The following is a 17,612-nucleotide window of genomic DNA, read 5'->3' on the forward strand; positions in this document are numbered from 1 at the left end:
CTACCTCCGTCTGGTTGAACCAGACGGCTTTTATATTTTATCAAATCTCAAATCCTTTGTCAAGAACTTTTTTGATTTGTTTTTTCACCATCAGGCGATTTCTTTATCACCCGACAACAGTTAAATATATTACACGGTCAATCCTTATTCGTCAAATCCTAGTTTTTGTTCGAATTAAACATGAAACGCTAGGTAACGTTGTAACAATTACTATTTATATTGTCTTTTTCAAATCTCATATATCTTGTTAATTTAATTACTTTTCAAATAAATAGTTCGTCTTTTGCTGTATTTTAGTTTTAAATTCATCAAAATTTTTTTGAAAAAATTTTGATTTTTTGCATTTTTGCTATTTCAGGGCGAACAAAAAGACCCAAGAACGCTAATTCTTAGGCCTTTTTCTAATTATTTTCTTCTACTAAATCAAACTTGATTCTTTAGTAATCTTCTTCATACCATTCATGTATGGTACAAGAACATCAGGAACAGTTACTGAGCCATCTTCATTTTGGTAGTTTTCCAAAATTGCAGCTACTGCTCTACCTACAGCTAAACCAGAACCGTTCAAAGTGTGTGCTAAGTGAAGCTTGCCATCTTCGTCACGGTAACGAATTTGTGCACGACGAGCTTGGAAGTCAGTACAGTTAGAACAACTTGAAATTTCACGATACTTGTCTTGTGCAGGCATCCAAACTTCAAGGTCGTAAGTCTTTGCACTAGTGAAACTTGCATCCCCAGTTGACAAAGCAACTACGTGGTATGGCAAGCCCAACTTTTGCAATAAGTGTTCGGCATTGTGAGTTAACTTTTCAAGTTCATCCCATGACTCATCAGGCTTACATACCTTAACCATTTCAACCTTGCGGAATTCGTGCATTCTGATTAAACCACGAGTATCACGACCAGCTGAACCTGCTTCACTTCTAAATGCTGGTGATAAAGCAGTTACGTTGATTGGCAACTTGTTTTCATGAATGATTTCATTTCTAAAATAGTTTACCAAAGGAACTTCAGCAGTTGGAATCAAAGTCAAATCACGTGGCTTATCTGGATCGTCGTTATCTACGATAGTGTAAACATCTTCGTGGAATTTAGGGAATTGACCTGTACCTTGCATTGATGCATCGTTAACAAGGTATGGTGGAATAACTTCGGTGTAGCCATCCTTAGTGTTTTCATCAAGGAAGAAATTAAAGACAGCACGTTCCAAAAGTGCACCTGCACCAATGTAGTAAACAAAACGTGCACCTGAAACTTTAGAAGCACGATCCCAGTCTAAAATACCAAGGTCAGTACCAATGTCCCAGTGAGCTTTTGGTTTGAAGTTGAACTTAGTTGGTTCATCCCACTTACGAACTTCTTCGTTGTAGCTATCATCAGGGCCGATTGGATCTGAATCTGCTGGGAAGTTAGGCAATCTAAGCAAAATGTAGTTTTGCTTTTCAGTTAATTCAGCAACTTCTTTATCTAAATCCTTGATTTCCTTACCTACTTCACGCATAGCTTTAATAGCATCACTTGCGTCTTCTTTGTTGCGCTTCTTTTCAGCAATTTGCTTAGAAACGTCATTACGCTTAGCCTTTAATTGTTCACTCTTGGTTAAATCCTTACGACGCTTAGCATCGATTTCTACCAATTCATCCAATTCTTCTGGCTTAATGCCACGTGTAGCTAACTTTTTCTTTGACCAATCGAGATTCTCACGAATCACCTTAATATCAAGCATTAAAAAACCTCCATAATGCAAAAAAAGAGCCGACTCATCCCTTGCTTGGGACGAATCGGCTCTTACACAGCTTCGCGGTACCACCCATCTTCAGTCTAATATAAACTGCACCTCTTAATAGACGGATAACGACGCCAAACCGTGCAACTATTAATTGCCCATCTTAACGAAATCTGGAAACGACATCCATTCACTCGCACCAACCGTGAACTCTCTGAAGCAGTCTTAGGATTTCATGTTTGCGTCTATTTTAAGCCATTCTGCTTGTTTGAGCAAATAATATTTTTCTTGATACGAAAAAAGTGTACTAATCTGCGAATAATCTACGGTATAAACATACTGAAATCCTAGTTTTTCCAACAGTTTCTGCGACTTTTCATTATTTACAAAAGTGCCTGCCCAAATTTCTTCTTGTCGTTTCTTTTTAAAAGCATAATTTAAAATTAAACGCAGCGCTTCCGTCATATAACCATGGCCTTCAAAAGCCTGATCTAGCAAAAAGCCAACTTCTTTTGTTTTTAATAAGCCGCTTTGTTCATCTAAACCACGTTCATATAATTCAATCAAGCCAATCGTCTGATCATTTTGACGCAGACAAATAATATAGCTCTCTGGACGGGCCATATACTGCTCTACACCCCGCTGGGCTTCTTCTATATTTTGATAATTCTCAAAGGCAGCCAGATTATGATAGCGGGCATTTCTACCCCACTTCAATAATTGTTCTGCATCTTTTTCTTCAAATCTTCTTAAATATATTCTCTTTGATTCCAGCATTATTTACCCATCAACTTCAGCAGCCATTCGGCACCATACTGCAAGCCAAAGCTATAAGCAATAATTGTCCACGGCTTGCCTAAAACAATTATCCAAAAATAAGTCCAGAACTTCATTTTAGTTAAGCCCGCAAGCAAACAAAGCACATCATCAGGCGCAGCAGGTGCAACAATACAGATGGCAAAGAACCAATTAAACTTCTTCTGATTTTCAGTCCACTTCATATATTTGTCTAACGTTTTTTCCGACACAATATGCAAAATGAATGGACGACCATAGTGCCGTGCCAAAAAGAAGTTAATAATCGAGCCAATACAAATTCCGACATAATTATAGATAAAACCGGCAATTGGTCCAAAAAAGACTACTCCGCCTAGTAGCGACACACCACCTGGAATAATAGGAATTACCACCTGAACAATCTGGATCAATACGAAAATAATCGGTCCCACAATTTGTTTATTGGCTAAATAAGCACGCATCTTATCTTGATCAGTAAATATCCCTAATCGATACCAATAGATGACCAACAGAATAATTACTAATCCGCAAACCACTGTAGCAATATTAATTAATTTTCGACTCGCCTTAGCTGACAAATGATGCATCTTTTTCGCCTTCTTTCATAACTTTAATGCACTAATTCTATCAAAAAACTAAAAAAGACTTTATTAACTTATCTGCTTTTTAATTAATATATAATATTCTTGATAGTACAAATGAAAGGAACACAAATCATGGTTGTCATTAAAAATAATATTATTTATGACGAGAATAAAAAATTAGGAGCTGATATCTACTACCCAAATGATACAACTTCTGAGACTAAAATTTTAATCTTTTGGCATGGTGGCGGCTGGTTCCGCGGAGATAAAAAAGACGTTAAGAAGATCGGCATTAATTTAGCTAATGCAGGGTTCATGACTTTTATTCCTAACTATAGCTTAGCTCCAGCTGCTCATTTCCCAGCTGCTCATGATGATGCACTTCATTTTGTCGATTGGCTATTAGACTCTGATTACACTGATAATGATGATATCAAAAATATAGTCCAGATCGGTGCTAGCGTCGGCGGGACAATGGCATTATACGTAGCTGGTAAGTATGGCTTTCCAACTGTAACTTGGTCTGCTCCTGTTGAATACACTAATTGGATTAAAAACCATCAGGAGGTTAAACCTTCACCACAAGCAAAAGAAGATTTTGGTATCACTGATCCTACTCAAATTAGAACCTCCTTTTACAAATACTTCACTTTAACTTATACCGGCTCAGATAAATCTGATATTTTACAAAAGCTTGATGCTCAATCATATGATTTTTCTAATTTAAATAAATTAATGATGATTAACTCTGCAGATGAACTGACGCCATTATCCACTACGCTAGATTTTATTAAATTCTTAGCTAAGCAAAATCATGGCGTCCAATTATTGGTTATTCCAGGACATGGTCATGCCATGGATTATAGTCAGGATTACATTGATGAATCCCTCGACTTTTTGTATCAAACAATTAAGAGACAAAAATAATGATAATCGATATTAAAAAATTCATTCAAATACGCAAAGCACAGAAACTATCACAAACTGATCTTTGTCATGGCATCTGTACGCAATCAACTTTAAGTAAATTTGAAAATAATGGGCAAGTACCTTCCCTAAAAATTCTCAATCAGTTATGCGATCGTCTGCAAATTGAAGTTGGCTACATTATTAACCGTAGTGATGAGCAACGAATCACGCAGCTATTATTTGATGCAGATTTTGCATTTATTAACTTTGACTACACTAAAATTTTGAACTTATTGTCCGAAGTTAGTGAAGATACGCTTAAACGTAAAGAAGATCAGGTACACTATCAATTTTTACAGGGACAATATGCTCTGAAAAGTGATCGCAACGAAATGAGTGCCTTGTTCTATTTCAATAATATTCTGACAACTAAAGATTTACCTAAAAACGATATCTATCGCTTGCTCGCACTCAATGGTTGTAGTCAGATTTATGCAAACCAAGGTGAAATGCAAAAAGCAGAGCATTATTACAGCCAAGTACTCAAAAATATAAAAAGCGTTGAAATCAACAATCCACTGACCACTTTGCATGCCCTTGCCATTTTATGCGATGCCAGTGAATTCTATGGTCAACGCGAAATGTACAAAGAATCTAATTCACTTTTGCGTTATGCCTACAAGATCGGAACTGAAAAACACGTAATTTTTTACATGGCAAGAATTCTTTTGCAACAAGGTGTCAATGATATAGCCCAAAATAAAAATAAAGAAATCATTAGCCAGCACTTGCATGATGCCTGTGCTTTTGCCCGTATCAATCGTAATAATATCACGCTAAACAAGGCTCGAAAGCTAATTAAAAATTTAGACGATGTAAAATAGCTGAGTTTTTAATGTAAACGTTTTATAATAAAAACAGAGCTTATGCGGATAAACTTTTAATTGAACGGGAGAAAATAAAATGTCTAAATATCAATCAATTAATCCATACACTAACGAAGAATTTGCTAGCTATGATAACCCTACTGCTGAGCAAGTAGAAGAAGCTATTAATCTAGCACATACTTTATACAAAAAATGGCGTCATGAAGACCCAAGTGAACGTGCTAAGTTTTTACATAAAATTGCTGATGCTTTTCGCGAGCATGAAGACGAATTAGCTAAGATGATGACCCTGGAAATGGGGAAAGTGCTGCGTGAATCAAAAGAAGAAGTCGAGTTATGTGCTTCTATTTGTGATTATTATGCCGATAACGCTGCTGCAATGCTTGAGCCTACTCCGATTAAAAGTGATTTAAGAAATGCATATTATCTAAAACAAGCTACTGGTGTAATCATGGCGTGTGAGCCATGGAACTTCCCAGTATATCAAGTTGTACGTATATTTGCTCCTAACTTCGTTGTGGGTAATCCAGTTTTACTTAAGCATGCTCATAATGTTCCAAGCTCAGCTGCGTTAATTGCTAAAATTATTAAAAGAGCTGGTGCACCAGAAGGAAGTTTGATTAATCTCTTTCTTAGCTATGATCAATTGGCAAATATTATTGCTGATCCACGCATTCAAGGTGTTGCCTTAACTGGTTCAGAGCGCGGCGGTAGTGCTGTAGCTGAAGAAGCTGGCAAAAACTTAAAGAAGTCTACAATGGAATTAGGCGGTAATGATGCCTTTATCGTACTAGATGATGCTGATCCAAAATTATTACGCAATGTTTTAAGGGATGCTAGAACTTATAATGGCGGTCAAGTATGTACTTCATCTAAGAGAATTATCGTTGAAAAATCCCGTTATGATGAAGTTCTAGACGACTTAAAGAGTATCTTCTCTGAATTAAAAGCTGGCGATCCACTTGATGATAGTACAACCCTACCACCATTAAACTCACAAAGAACTAAGACCAAATTAGAAAAGCAGGTTCAATCAGCAATCGATGGCGGTGCTAAAGTCTTTTACCAATACCCAGAAATTGATGCTAAGGGTTCATTCTTTAGACCGATGATTTTAACTAATATTGATAAAAACAACCCTATCTTTGATCAAGAATTATTTGGCCCTGTTGCAGAGATCTATGTAGTTGAAGATGATGATGAAGCTATTGAATTAGCTAATGATTCAAGTTATGGCTTAGGCTCATCTGTCATCAGTAGTGATATCAAGCGTGCTCAAAACGTAGCGGCACAAATCGAAACTGGAATGACGGTTATCAACGGTCGCTGGATTACTTCAGGTGAATTGCCATTTGGCGGTGTTAAAAAATCTGGCTATGGTCGTGAATTAAGCGACTTAGGCATGATGGCCTTTGTCAACGAACACTTAGTTATCGATGTTACTAAGAGTAATGAATAGTTCAAACTAAAAAAGAAGCATTTTTGCTTCTTTTTATCTCATCTTTTTCTTGTTTAATCCTAAGCTCAAGATTCCAGATATGCCGGCAATAGCTAAACCCAAAAAAGTGTCTGAAAATATACAATATTGGTATATTTCAGACACTTTTATCTTACTGTTTAGTTTTTTCTTTTTTATCGATTAAGTTATATCCTGATAAAGCTGTAGTTAAAAAACTGGATAAAATCAAGAAATATGTAGATGCTCCAAGTGATACAGCATATGTAATCAGCTGACTGGTTAATTGACTCATGACACCAGTTGCCGCACGACTATAACTTGATAATTTGTAAATTAAATAGATTAAAAAGATCGTCTCAATCAGCGATAAAACAAAGGCTAAAACCTGACTAGCTCGCGTATTTTTCAATACGTTGTAAATAATAAAAATTGGGAACAGGAATAAAAATAGCCAAACTAGGTAAAGCACAATTGAATAAACAGATGTAGCACCAGATGACAATAGTCTTCCTGCCAAGCTAAAAATCACGTTAGAGATCGACATTTTTTGCGTATAACTGACAGCTGAAACAGCGGCACCTGAATCAGTAAAAAGTACAATCAAACTAATTAATGCTGTCAAAATAACTGATAGTTGCACATAGTTAAATCGATTCTGTCTTTGCTTTTTTATTTCACGCACCTGATTTTCAACGCGAGGATGGTTTTGTGCAAAAACTGCGTTACGTTTCTTTATTTGATCTTCACGTTTATCAATCCGATTGAAAACTTTAGATCCCATCTGATTAATTTTTTGCGTTAATCGTTTATCGGCTGTATATTGCTCGATCTTTTCCTGACGATCACAAACTATATAAAGCCAAATCATTAAGACTAAAAAACTAATCCAGCCGGCTGCTCTTGAAAAACTCATCAAAATTAACAGAAATACACCCAATAGAAAAACTATAGTTGCATTTTTTCTAACCCATGCGATCATCCGTTGAACAGTGGTATTTTGCTTTTCAGGATAAAATTCTTCCCGATATGCGGCACGGCTGATAATTTGTTGTCCCTCATCGTCAGATTCATATTTAGTCTTAATATGTTGATCTGTAAAAAAGTTATCACGGTACTTCTTTAAATTAAAACCACAATTTGGACAAATATTATCCTTTTCATTAATTGCTTGACCACAATTTGGACACGTAGTCATATAAAGCCCTCTCTTCTTGGTTCTTTAACAACAATTATAACATGCAGATGAAGGCAAATAGTGACGATATGAGCGGATTTTATTAGTAATTAATTATTCTTTACTTATGGACATAAAAAAGGCTCCACAGGATTTGTAGAGTCTTTTTCATTAATTATTATTTATTGTTTTTCTTAAACAACCTACCAAAGTTGACGCCTTCATAAGTCAATTTAACTGCGGCTGATAAAGTAATTGGCAAGATAAATACCAAGATTAACAAACCAACATTAACAGTTAAAGCAACTTCGATCAAGGTTGGAATACCTGATGGGATCAAGGCTGCAAAAGTACCACCCAAGATAATTGCAGCTGATACAACAACAGTACCGATAATAGCACATGCCTTCAAGATTCTTGAACTTGGAGTTGTGTAGCCCTCAGTCTCAAGTTCACGATAACGAGTCATGAGGAAGATACTGTAGTCAACACCTAAGGCAATCAACATGATAAAGCTGAAGAATGGTGTGTTCCATGAAAGCATGTCTCTACCAAGAACAGCCTTAACAATCCATTGGTTGATTGAAAGTGAGCAAAGGTATGCGATAAGCAAAGTACCAAGAATGTAAACTGGTTGAAGAAGTGAGTGAGTTACAAACATTAAGGCAATGCCGATACCGATTAACATGATTGCGGCAGTTCTAAGGAAGTCGCCACTAGCAACTGTCTTAGTATCCTTAATCTTTGAACTTTGACCACCCATAGCAACAGTAGCATTCTTAAGAGCAGTACCTTGGAAAGTCTTCTTAGCCATTGCGCTCAATTCTTGTGATTCGTTAGTAGCTTCAGTTGCACTTGGGTTTGAATCGAAAACTACGATAATTTGAGCTGACTTCTTGTCAGGGCTGAGGTATACATCCATTGACTTCTTGAACATTTCATTCTTCAAGAATTCCTTTGGAATGTAGAAGGTATCTGCTGCAGCGGATGAGCCTAAGCCCTTCAAGTAAGTTTCACCTTGACCTAAACCACTGTTTACAGTGTCAATACCAGTAGTAAGTTCTGGAACCTTAGCAGCTAACTTGCCAGCACCCATGCTGAGTTGGCCGGCACCACTGTTAAGTTGACCGATACCTGAGATAAGAGCTGGAGCTTGGCTTGCTAATTGACCAACACCTGAGTTAAGTTGACCTGCACCATTAGCAAGAGTACCAAGACCAGTGTTAAGAGTACCTGCACCGTTGGCAAGAGTACCTAAGCCTGATTGAAGTTGACCTGCACCACTGTTAAGTTGGCCAACTCCAGCGTTAAGACGACCTGCACCACTTGCAAGACTGCCAAGACCAGTACTCAAGCGACCTGCACCACTGTTAAGAGCAGCAGCACCTGAGTTAAGCTTGTTTGCACCGGCAACACCTGCACTAGCAGCTGATTGAACTTGACTTAAGCCTGAGCTTAATTGGTTCAAAGCAGTTGCGGCACCTGGAAGTGCTTGGTTTGAAGCTTGAGCTAAAGTATTCACTTGAGTCTTCAAACTTTGAAGTTGGGTCATCAAATCACTTTGTTGCATTGCAGCCATCGAGCCTTGCAAACCTTGAGCTGCTTGAGTTGCATTTTGCATAGCTGACTTTAACTTATCAGTATTAGCACCAGCTTGAGCCTTTTGAACAACTGATTGTACCGCTTGGGTTGCAGCTGCAGTTGCTGCTTGCTGTGCAGCTTGTTTTTGATCACTTGGAACGTCTTTCACAGCTGATTGAACTGCAGCACTAATTGCTAATTGAACATCTGCTTGACTTACAGATGAACCGACACTACCAGCAGCACTTTGCAACTCCTTCAAGCTGCTTTCTAATTGAGCAGCTTGTTTTTGTACAGCAGCTAAACCACTAGTTGCAGATGAAACGTCAACAGAATTGCCTAAAGCAGCATTCAATTGTTGAATACCGCTGTTAATTTGTGGCAAAGCAGTTTGCAATGCAGCAAGTTGTTGCTTGTTTGATCCACTCAATTGGTTAGAAAGTTGTGTACTCAATTGTTGCAATTGGTTAGCCATTTGTTGGGTACCATTTTGCAAGGTCTTGGTACCAGCTTGTAAACTATTAGCACCATTTTGCAACTTGTTAGCACCGCTTTGTAAGCTGCTTGCACCACTTTGAAGTGCGTGAGTACCACTAGCCAAACGACCTGCACCAGTTTCAAGACGAGTAGCACCACTAACTAATTGATTTGAACCGTTTTGTAAACGAACGGCACCACTCTGTAATTGTTGAGCACCGTTTTGCAAACGACTAGTACCACCAACTAATTGTTGTGCACCACTTTGAAGACGACTAGTACCATCTTGAAGTTGATCTGCACCATCCTTCAAGCTGTTGGCACCATTAGCCACCTTGTTAGAACCTTTACTTAATTTACCCAAACCAGAACGAGCTTGATCAACACCGTCGTTAACAGTGTTCAATTGATTGTTTACATAAAGCATATCAATTGGTTCACCATATGGTTGAGTTACAGATGTCGCAAATGAAACATCTTTTGAGTTTTGAAGTTGCTTGGTCAATTGATCAATTAACTTCAAGTTTTCTTCATTATCTAAACGATGCTTACTCTTAATGTACAAGTATGATGGTTCAGCCATACCTTCTGAGAAGTGTTTTTGAACTACCAATAAACCTTGCTTAGATGGAACTGAATCTGCAATTTCATCAGTATCATCGTAATTCAAGTGTCCTGAGTACATTAACATGAATGGAACTACAACTACAGCCAATACAATTAAGTAAATAATTGGATGCTTTAATGTTGAAGCAGAAATTCCATGCCAAAGTTTATCATCGCTTTCACCAGTGAATTTCTTAACTGGCCAGAACATTTTCTTACCAAGAACTGCCATGAAGAATGGGTTGAGTGTTAAAAGCACTACCAAAAGTACTGCAACACCAACCGCTACACCTACGGCTGATTGGTAAACTGAGAACTTAGCTAAACTTAATGCGGTAAATCCGATTAAAATTGATGAGCCAGAATACAGGATGGTCTTACCAGCTTTGAAAAGCGCATCATGTAAGGCTTCGTACTTGTCCATCCCTTTCCCTAGATTCTCTTTAAATTTATCATACAGCAAGATGTTGTAGTCGGTACCAATACCAAAGAGGACGATAACCATGAACACCTGTGTAAAGTTTGAGAATGGGAAATTAGCATGTTCAACTAGGTTTGTAACGATTGAGAAGGAAGTAAGGAATGATACCCCAACTGTCAATAATGAAATTAGCGGAACAATTGGTGACTTAAAGACAATTACCAAAACAATGAAAATAAATACAACGGTAATAGCTTCAGTCTTCTTAATTCCTTGCTGGATTGAAGCAGAGAAGTCATGTTGCAAAATATCAGCACCAGTTACATAAGTGCGAAGACCTTGCGTCTTGGCATCCCTGTTCATTTGATTGTAAACTTCCTCAATCGTGCCATGACTCTTAGCGATATTAAATTGCGCTACCCAAGTCGTGTCATCTTTTGATTGAAGCTTCTTTCTCGTAGCAATATTGGAATCTGGAAGAAGTGAATCCTTAATTCCATACTTGTGTTTATCATTCGTAAACTTGTCAAGCGTATTGTTGATGGCCGCTTTATCAGCCTCCGTTAGCTTGCCGTGTTTCTTGTTAAAAACAAGTGCTACTTCATAGGTGTTCTTCTTTTTTGCACCCCAATTGTTTTTGATAGATTGTGCCACATTGCTTTGTACATTGCTTGGAAGTGTAATGTCCGAGTGGGCATTAGTCAGTTCCTTGATATTAGGCAAAGCAAAAATGGAAATTATCAATATCAAAACCCATGCAATTAAAGAAAAAACATGGTTTTTCAGAAATTTCTGCACTTTCCTATTTCCTTCCTATTTGTAATTCAGGTACTGGTTCTACAAGTCGCAGAATCATCTCATGATAATTACGATTAGATTCATCCTTTGTTTCATCAACAAATGAAGAAGAATTATCCAAAAAAACGTAACCCAATACAGCGCCAATTAAAGCATGGAACGAAATGGCACTTTCTTTTCTAAAATTAAGCCTCTCGCCCAATTTGATCAGATCCAAAATTTCTTGGCTAATTGCCGCATCCTTGGGATATTCATTCAAGTGATACAAAATGCTTGATAAAGCCTGGTCACTCAATAAAAAATCCCGCACCGTATCAGCAAACTTAAGCAATGCATCCCTGCCAGACAAGCCAATCAAGTCATCCATTAATTGATGCCGCAAAATTTTAATCTCCCTTGCACCAACTAAAGATAATAATTGCTTGCGACCAGATACATAATGATATAGCGACTGCGAGCGCACATTTAATGCCTTTGCCAAAGCTGGTAAAGTTGTAGCACTCAACCCCTTTTCACTAATCAACTTAGTTGCTTGATCAATTATTTTATCCAAATCAAGATTTCTCTTTTGTGCCATAACGTCCCTCCTTTTCCTAGCATACTAGATAATATATCACTACAATTTGAAGATTACAATCTACAATCTGTAAATAAATGCTTTTTCTAATAAAAAAATAATGAAGCCCTTTTCAAGCTTCATTATCTTTATTTCTTATTTATGTTTTTTATCAAACCAGGTGTTAACATTCTTTTCTAACTTATTAAAGTTCTTATTGTTGCTGCTCCAAACAGCTATACAGTAATTTCCTCTGCCTTGAACAATTGCCGTAGCAAAATCATTATCACCTGTAGCATAGACACCACCAGTGATGCCTTTAACCATCTTGATTCGCTCTTTTGACTTAGCTAAAGCACTCAAGACCCTGCTGGCATATTGTCGATTCAAGACCCGTCCTTGATAAAGACCAATCATGGTTTTAGCTAAATCATTAGCAGTAGTTTTACCATAATTATCGCCATCAAAGTTCTTGGCAATAGTAGTCTGGTCAGCTCCCATTCTTTTAGCAACTGATTCAATATTTTTAATGCCAATTTTTCTTATCAAAGCATTGGAAGCCGTCTTATTATTCTTCAACATAGCTTCACGCAAGTAGGCAAGGCCATAAGCCATATTAACTTGGAACATGCCATCGCCCTTAGCTTTATCTGCCTTTTTAATTTTAACAGCAGTTTTAGATCCCATCTTACCCTTTTGCTCTTGTTCATAAAGTGCAATCAACAAGAACAATTTCATGACATCTTTAGCGTCATGGGCTTTGGCAGTATTAGATACAACGGCATAGCGACTAGAATTATTCAAATCTTGCACGGCAACTTGATAACTATCATCAAGCCCCATCACATTCTTAATCAACTTAACCAGTTGTTTATTACTACCGCTTTTAGCCTTAACATGATTCGAGTATTCAATCGAATTAACTTTAGGTTCTTTAACCTTTTTTACTTTTGGCTCTTTAGTTTTCTTTTTGCTTTTCTTAACTTTGCTAGTTGTCGGTCCCACGATCTTCAATTGTGCATTTTCAACTCGTCGCATGTTGCTCGTATACAAGATGAATGCCAACAGAGTAGAAATAATCGAACCTACCAATATTTTATGTTTCATAAGATTTCCTCTTTAAAAGAAGTGATGCTTTTTCATCAAAACGACCAGCCATACCATTAAGACGACCATCAAGACAATAATTAAAATCCAGTCAAACGAATTCTTTAAAATAGGTAAACTAACATTCATTCCGTAGAACCCTGTCAAAATAGTTGGAATCGTTAATACCAGTGACCAGACCGTCAAAAATTTCATGGTATCGTTCAAGTTATTGTTCATCATGTTATTTGAGGTAGCCGACAGCGTCTTGGTGACTTGTTGTGAAATCTGAACCATTTCTGCAGACTGGCTTGACTCAATGAGAACGTCATCAAGTCTTTCACGCGCATCCTTAGTAAAGTCTAATTTGCTATGGTCCAAACTGTGAAGCATCATCAAATCTGTCTGAATTGAACTGGATAAATAAACTAAACTTTTTTCAATATTAGATAATTCAACCAGATCTTTATTATTAATATCATCAGATAATTTCTGATCCAGACTATTACGCTCAACATCCAATTGAGTCACAGCACGCTGGAAATATTGTGATGAATAAAGGAAGAAGAGCATTAACAGCTCTGTTACATCTTTAGCCTCCGAAAGCCGTTCACGCATGTGTTCATCATTGAATTCATCAAAAACATAGCTAGTTGATTCCGTATGGAAAGTAAAGACATTTTCACCAACAACTAAGAAAGTGATTGGGTGTGAAGTGAAATGTTTAATTGTATTAGTTGGCCAAATAGGTACATCATAAACTAACAGGTGACTATGCGTATGCACATCATAGTCATAGTGAGGACGTTCGTGACGGTCGGAAATATAAGAAATAATATCCGGGGTAAAATTGAAGTCTCTTTGCAATTTCTCACTATCTTCTTCACTTAAGTTGTTGATGTCGTACCACTTATATTTTGTTGGTACGGGGAAATTTTGTTGTCTAATCAACCAGCTCACCTCTACTTTTTATTCGCTTCTTAAATGTTAACATTTTTTCTAAGCACATAGGAACTGCAAACTTATTATTTCCATCAAAAAAAGCAGACCCAGCACGGTCTGCTTTTAACATTAATTGCTATTTAGTTTTATTGCTTCCAAGCAGCATCAAACTTTTGCTTACCAGCGTTAATTTGGCTGTTAACATTTTGACCCTTTTGTGCTGCGGACAAAATGTTTTGCATAATGCTGTTCAATTGTTGGTATGCAGCGTTTGAGTTCTTTGAAACAGGAACACTATACAAGTGCTTCATTGAGTCTTCAAGTTTAGCAGGAAGCTTGGTGCTCTTGTTGTTCTTGTATTCGCTTGAAGTTACAACGCTTTCGTTAACTGGAATGTAACCAGTAGCATTAGCCCACTTAAGTTGACTTGACTTAGATACCAAGAACTTAATGTACTTAAATGCGGCTGCCTTTTGATCAGCAGTTGCGTGGTTGAACATGTAAATGTCAGTACCTTGTTGCATAGTGTACTTGCCAGGACGAGGAGCAACATCGTAAGTAAACTTGTTGCCTACACCTTGCTTAACGAAACCTTCACCTGCTGAAGTACCGATGAACATAGCAACCTTTTCGTTAGCAAATGGACCTGAAAGGTAGTGTTCTGAACCAGCTACTCTGAAGTAACCCTTCTTGATACCATCTGCGTAGTAGTTAATAACTTTCTTTGAAGCAGCACCACTGAAGTTAACCTTGTCTGAGAAGTTAACGCCTTCGTTCTTCAAGCCAAGAGTGTAGTAGTTTGAAAGTGAGTCAAAACCAGCACCTACAACCTTGTGGTTACTCTTCTTGTAAATAGTTTCTGACACTTGCTTAAGTTCGTCCATAGTGGTTGGAACTTTCTTAATGCCATACTTCTTGAACATGTCAGCGTTGTAAGTCAAGGTTTCGATTGACTTGTTAAACGGAATACCATATTGGGTACCCTTGATCTTAGCACCGTCAAGAAGTTCGGTTCTAATACCGGATGCCTTAGCACTACCCCAACCAACATTCTTGTTGTTGATGTATGGAGTCATGTTTACAAGCATCTTGTTTTGTGCAGCATTCCAAAGCCAGCCTGGATATGCTTGGGTGATAGTTGGCAAGTTGTTTGGTGATTGCAAAGCTGAGTTAATCTTAGCTTGCAAATCATTGTAATCACCTTGGTTTTCCAACTTAACATTAATCTTTGGGTTCTTCTTTTCGAATTCGTTAGTCAATTGCTTCAAAGTAGAACCTTGTACACCAGGCATAGCGTTCCAAAAGACAACTGTAGTCTTCTTAGTAATCTTTGATGGAATCTTTTCTGATGAACTTGATGAAGAGTTGCTACCGCCATTTGAACAAGCGGCAGTTCCTACTAAGGCTAAAGCAGCAACGGCAGCCATAGCAAGTTTCTTACTAAACTTCATTTGGATAAATCCTCCTAAAAAATAAAACTAAACAACAATAATCTTTAATTTTACTAAAGCGTGACTGTTTGACCACGTTTAGGTAAAATACGTTCTCCAAATGGATTCTCTTCCAGCTCCGGATGCAATGTGTGCACCGGTACCAAAATAGCTGGCTGAATCCCACCAATTATTTCTTTGAGTTCTTTTTCATCGGCGTGGCCTGAGCAACGCAATGCAATGAACTCAATTTTATTTTTAGCGAATTGCTCTACAAATGGCTTGTAGGCAGGGTCAAAGTCACCCAATGGCTCGGCATTTGAGTGGATGTAAAGGCCGCCCACTTGAAGCTTATCATAATCGCTTACAGCTTGCCACAAGTATTTATGATTATCCGCCAAAAGCTCGTCATAGCTGACTTCAAGCTCTGGATTCAAATCAGAATACTTCTTGTCTTCTGGCAAGTAGTAATATGGATAATCTTCGTTAAGACTGTCCTTAATCAAATGCGCACGCTTAGCATGCAAAACCACCTTACGTGGAGAATCAGAAACAATTCTAAGCAAACGCTCCACGTTAGTTGGGTAAGTGTTAAAGGTGATTTGGCGATCAGGGTTGGCGTTTTGCAAGCGCACGATTTTTTCAGTTAACTCCACTTCGTTCTTAGGACCAGTGAATTCTTCGCTGCTTTCATCGTGCTTTTCTTCTGGCCAAGAAACGCCAGTACCCTCAATGATCAACATATCGCTAGCTTTGGCCGCTTGCATGAAGGCACGAACCCAATCTGGGTGGTAGCCATGCAAACGAATATCACCAGTGTAGGCGATTTGCTTGTCCGGTGTCTTAACTAGTAAGCCAGTTGCACCGTAAGCATCGTGGTCACTAGGATATATTTCCAAGGTAATATCTCCCACCTTGATCGGCTTCTTATACTCAGCCGCAATGATTGGACGAGTGTAGTTCTTCTCGTGTCCAGCGGCTGGTAAAAGAAAGTCGCCATTTTCATTCAAAGCAGGAAGTAAATGAGCAGTAATTGGACCTGCATAAAGTGAAATTTCAGGTGCAAGCAAATTTAGGGCCTTGCTGTGGTCCAAGTGTAAGTGTGAAATGTAAGCCGCAGAGTGTTCCCAGCGTTCAGTATCGATTGGCTTGCCCGTAATTTTTGGATCGTAAAAATTAGGCACATCCCCAATCAGCTGATTTTTAATCAAAGTTTGGTAGCTTTCATCTGGCAGCTTTAACTCAGGACGATATACTTCGCCTAAGTCAAACAGAACGTGTGACTTGTTATAAGCCACTTCGATCATTGGTCCACCAATTGTGGTTAAACCGTTATAAAAGGTAACGGTTGTTTTATCCTTTAAGGTCATTACGTACTACTCCTCGAATAATTCGCTTTCTAAAGATGAAGTATAAGATCAAGATTGGCAAAACGGTTAATGTAGCAGCTGCTAATTGCAATTGCGTTTCGCTACCTGCATCTGAGGCAAATGAAGTTAAACCGTTGTTCAACAGTCTCATGCTGTCTTCATTGGTTACCAATAATGGCCATAGGAATGAATTCCAACCTGAAATGAAGCTCAAAAGCGCTACAGTGAACAAACCACCTTTAGACATTGGTACCAAAATTCTCCAGATGTATTCCCAGTCGCTAGCCCCGTCAATCATCGCAGCCTTGTAGATGGTTTGTGAAATTGAGCCGAAGTAGCTTTGTAAGTAGTACATGTAGAAAATTGAAGTCAAGAATGGTAATACCAAACCGATGTAGGTATTAAGTAAGCCCATTCTGGCAATGGTGTTGTAGTTAGTGAAGATGATTGCTTCACCTGGCACCATCAAGAGTGACAAAAGAACGACTTGTACAACGCCCTTACCCTTGAACTTCAAGTTAACCATGGCAAAAGCACCAAGAAGTGCGTTAAACAAACTTACGATAGTCGTTACACTAGCCGTAATAAAGGTGTTTAAAAAGTAACGAGCAAATGGTGCTTGGGCAAAGACCTTAGCATAGTTTGACCATTCAAAGTGCTTAGGAATTAATGTTGGCGGAATCGTTGTCGTTTCTCTAAAACTCATTAGTCCGCCCAAAATCATGTAAACAAATGGAAAGACAGTAATAATCGCAAAGATTGCTAAAACGATGTAAGCAACTAAAGCACCCCAACGAATCTTCTTCAT

The 17,612-nt window shown here is 38.0% G+C and carries 14 protein-coding genes; 3 read left to right on the forward strand and 11 right to left on the reverse strand.

Features of this window, described 5'->3' with window-relative positions:
• Positions 1-418: 418 nt before the first annotated feature.
• From serS to JEM49_RS01645, 3 genes are all read right to left on the reverse strand, one after another.
• Positions 419-1,726 carry a serine--tRNA ligase gene (serS, locus tag JEM49_RS01635; protein WP_201873342.1) on the reverse strand — a complete coding sequence of 436 codons (1,308 nt, stop codon included), beginning with the start codon at positions 1,724-1,726 and terminating at the stop codon, positions 419-421.
• Between the two features lie 225 nt (positions 1,727-1,951).
• Complete coding sequence (locus JEM49_RS01640) at positions 1,952-2,503, reverse strand: GNAT family N-acetyltransferase (protein ID WP_201873344.1); 552 nt, start codon at positions 2,501-2,503, stop codon at positions 1,952-1,954.
• Complete coding sequence (locus JEM49_RS01645; protein WP_025006305.1) at positions 2,503-3,111, reverse strand: TVP38/TMEM64 family protein; 609 nt, start codon at positions 3,109-3,111, stop codon at positions 2,503-2,505. Before JEM49_RS01645 ends, JEM49_RS01640 begins: the two co-directional genes overlap by 1 nt.
• A gap of 129 nt (positions 3,112-3,240) precedes the next feature.
• Between JEM49_RS01645 and JEM49_RS01650 the strand changes: the two genes are divergently transcribed.
• The 3 genes from JEM49_RS01650 (at position 3,241) to JEM49_RS01660 (ending at position 6,363) form a co-directional block, all read left to right on the forward strand.
• Positions 3,241-4,035, forward strand: coding sequence for an alpha/beta hydrolase family protein (locus JEM49_RS01650; protein ID WP_201873394.1), 795 nt, complete (start codon positions 3,241-3,243; stop codon positions 4,033-4,035).
• A gap of 2 nt (positions 4,036-4,037) precedes the next feature.
• Entirely contained in the window at positions 4,038-4,901 is an 864-nt protein-coding gene (locus JEM49_RS01655) for a helix-turn-helix domain-containing protein (RefSeq protein ID WP_201873396.1), read from the forward strand.
• A 79-nt stretch (positions 4,902-4,980) separates the two neighbouring features.
• A complete protein-coding gene (locus tag JEM49_RS01660; RefSeq protein WP_201873346.1) occupies positions 4,981-6,363 on the forward strand; it encodes an NAD-dependent succinate-semialdehyde dehydrogenase in 1,383 nt (460 codons plus the stop codon).
• Positions 6,364-6,514: 151 nt separating this feature from the next.
• On the opposite strand, the gene JEM49_RS01665 is transcribed toward JEM49_RS01660, so the two are convergent.
• The 8 genes from JEM49_RS01665 to JEM49_RS01700 all read right to left on the reverse strand — a co-directional run bounded on the left by JEM49_RS01665 (position 6,515) and on the right by JEM49_RS01700 (position 17,612).
• Complete coding sequence (locus JEM49_RS01665) at positions 6,515-7,558, reverse strand: zinc ribbon domain-containing protein (RefSeq protein WP_201873348.1); 1,044 nt, start codon at positions 7,556-7,558, stop codon at positions 6,515-6,517.
• A 157-nt stretch (positions 7,559-7,715) separates the two neighbouring features.
• The gene (locus JEM49_RS01670; RefSeq protein ID WP_201873353.1) at positions 7,716-11,420 is read right to left on the reverse strand and encodes an MMPL family transporter; all 3,705 of its coding nucleotides are present in this window, start codon (positions 11,418-11,420) and stop codon (positions 7,716-7,718) included.
• A 4-nt stretch (positions 11,421-11,424) separates the two neighbouring features.
• Positions 11,425-11,997, reverse strand: coding sequence for a TetR/AcrR family transcriptional regulator (locus tag JEM49_RS01675; RefSeq protein WP_098036662.1), 573 nt, complete (start codon positions 11,995-11,997; stop codon positions 11,425-11,427).
• 135 nt (positions 11,998-12,132) lie between these two features.
• Positions 12,133-13,083: a serine hydrolase gene (locus JEM49_RS01680; protein WP_201873354.1), complete on the reverse strand. Its 951-nt coding sequence runs from the start codon at positions 13,081-13,083 to the stop codon at positions 12,133-12,135.
• Positions 13,084-13,095: 12 nt separating this feature from the next.
• Complete coding sequence (locus JEM49_RS01685) at positions 13,096-14,013, reverse strand: magnesium transporter CorA family protein (RefSeq protein ID WP_056945472.1); 918 nt, start codon at positions 14,011-14,013, stop codon at positions 13,096-13,098.
• 137 nt (positions 14,014-14,150) lie between these two features.
• Positions 14,151-15,455: an extracellular solute-binding protein gene (locus JEM49_RS01690; RefSeq protein ID WP_201873355.1), complete on the reverse strand. Its 1,305-nt coding sequence runs from the start codon at positions 15,453-15,455 to the stop codon at positions 14,151-14,153.
• Positions 15,456-15,508: 53 nt separating this feature from the next.
• The gene (locus JEM49_RS01695) at positions 15,509-16,804 is read right to left on the reverse strand and encodes an MBL fold metallo-hydrolase (protein WP_098045828.1); all 1,296 of its coding nucleotides are present in this window, start codon (positions 16,802-16,804) and stop codon (positions 15,509-15,511) included.
• Entirely contained in the window at positions 16,788-17,612 is an 825-nt protein-coding gene (locus tag JEM49_RS01700) for a carbohydrate ABC transporter permease (RefSeq protein WP_201873361.1), read from the reverse strand. Before JEM49_RS01700 ends, JEM49_RS01695 begins: the two co-directional genes overlap by 17 nt.

The sequence above is a fragment of the Lactobacillus sp. A27 genome, assembly GCF_016742815.1.
Classification (GTDB): domain Bacteria; phylum Bacillota; class Bacilli; order Lactobacillales; family Lactobacillaceae; genus Lactobacillus; species Lactobacillus gallinarum.

Excerpts from the sequence above, each read along its gene's own strand:
- JEM49_RS01650 (WP_201873394.1), top strand. The coding sequence starts at position 3,241 with ATGGTTGTCATTAAAAATAATATTATTTATGACGAGAATAAAAAATTA.
- serS (WP_201873342.1), bottom strand. The coding sequence starts at position 1,726 with ATGCTTGATATTAAGGTGATTCGTGAGAATCTCGATTGGTCAAAGAAA.
- JEM49_RS01660 (WP_201873346.1), top strand. The coding sequence starts at position 4,981 with ATGTCTAAATATCAATCAATTAATCCATACACTAACGAAGAATTTGCT.
- JEM49_RS01645 (WP_025006305.1), bottom strand. The coding sequence starts at position 3,111 with ATGCATCATTTGTCAGCTAAGGCGAGTCGAAAATTAATTAATATTGCT.
- JEM49_RS01640 (WP_201873344.1), bottom strand. The coding sequence starts at position 2,503 with ATGCTGGAATCAAAGAGAATATATTTAAGAAGATTTGAAGAAAAAGAT.
- JEM49_RS01665 (WP_201873348.1), bottom strand. The coding sequence starts at position 7,558 with ATGACTACGTGTCCAAATTGTGGTCAAGCAATTAATGAAAAGGATAAT.
- JEM49_RS01680 (WP_201873354.1), bottom strand. The coding sequence starts at position 13,083 with ATGAAACATAAAATATTGGTAGGTTCGATTATTTCTACTCTGTTGGCA.
- JEM49_RS01690 (WP_201873355.1), bottom strand. The coding sequence starts at position 15,455 with ATGAAGTTTAGTAAGAAACTTGCTATGGCTGCCGTTGCTGCTTTAGCC.
- JEM49_RS01700 (WP_201873361.1), bottom strand. The coding sequence starts at position 17,612 with ATGAAGAAGATTCGTTGGGGTGCTTTAGTTGCTTACATCGTTTTAGCA.
- JEM49_RS01695 (WP_098045828.1), bottom strand. The coding sequence starts at position 16,804 with ATGACCTTAAAGGATAAAACAACCGTTACCTTTTATAACGGTTTAACC.
- JEM49_RS01675 (WP_098036662.1), bottom strand. The coding sequence starts at position 11,997 with ATGGCACAAAAGAGAAATCTTGATTTGGATAAAATAATTGATCAAGCA.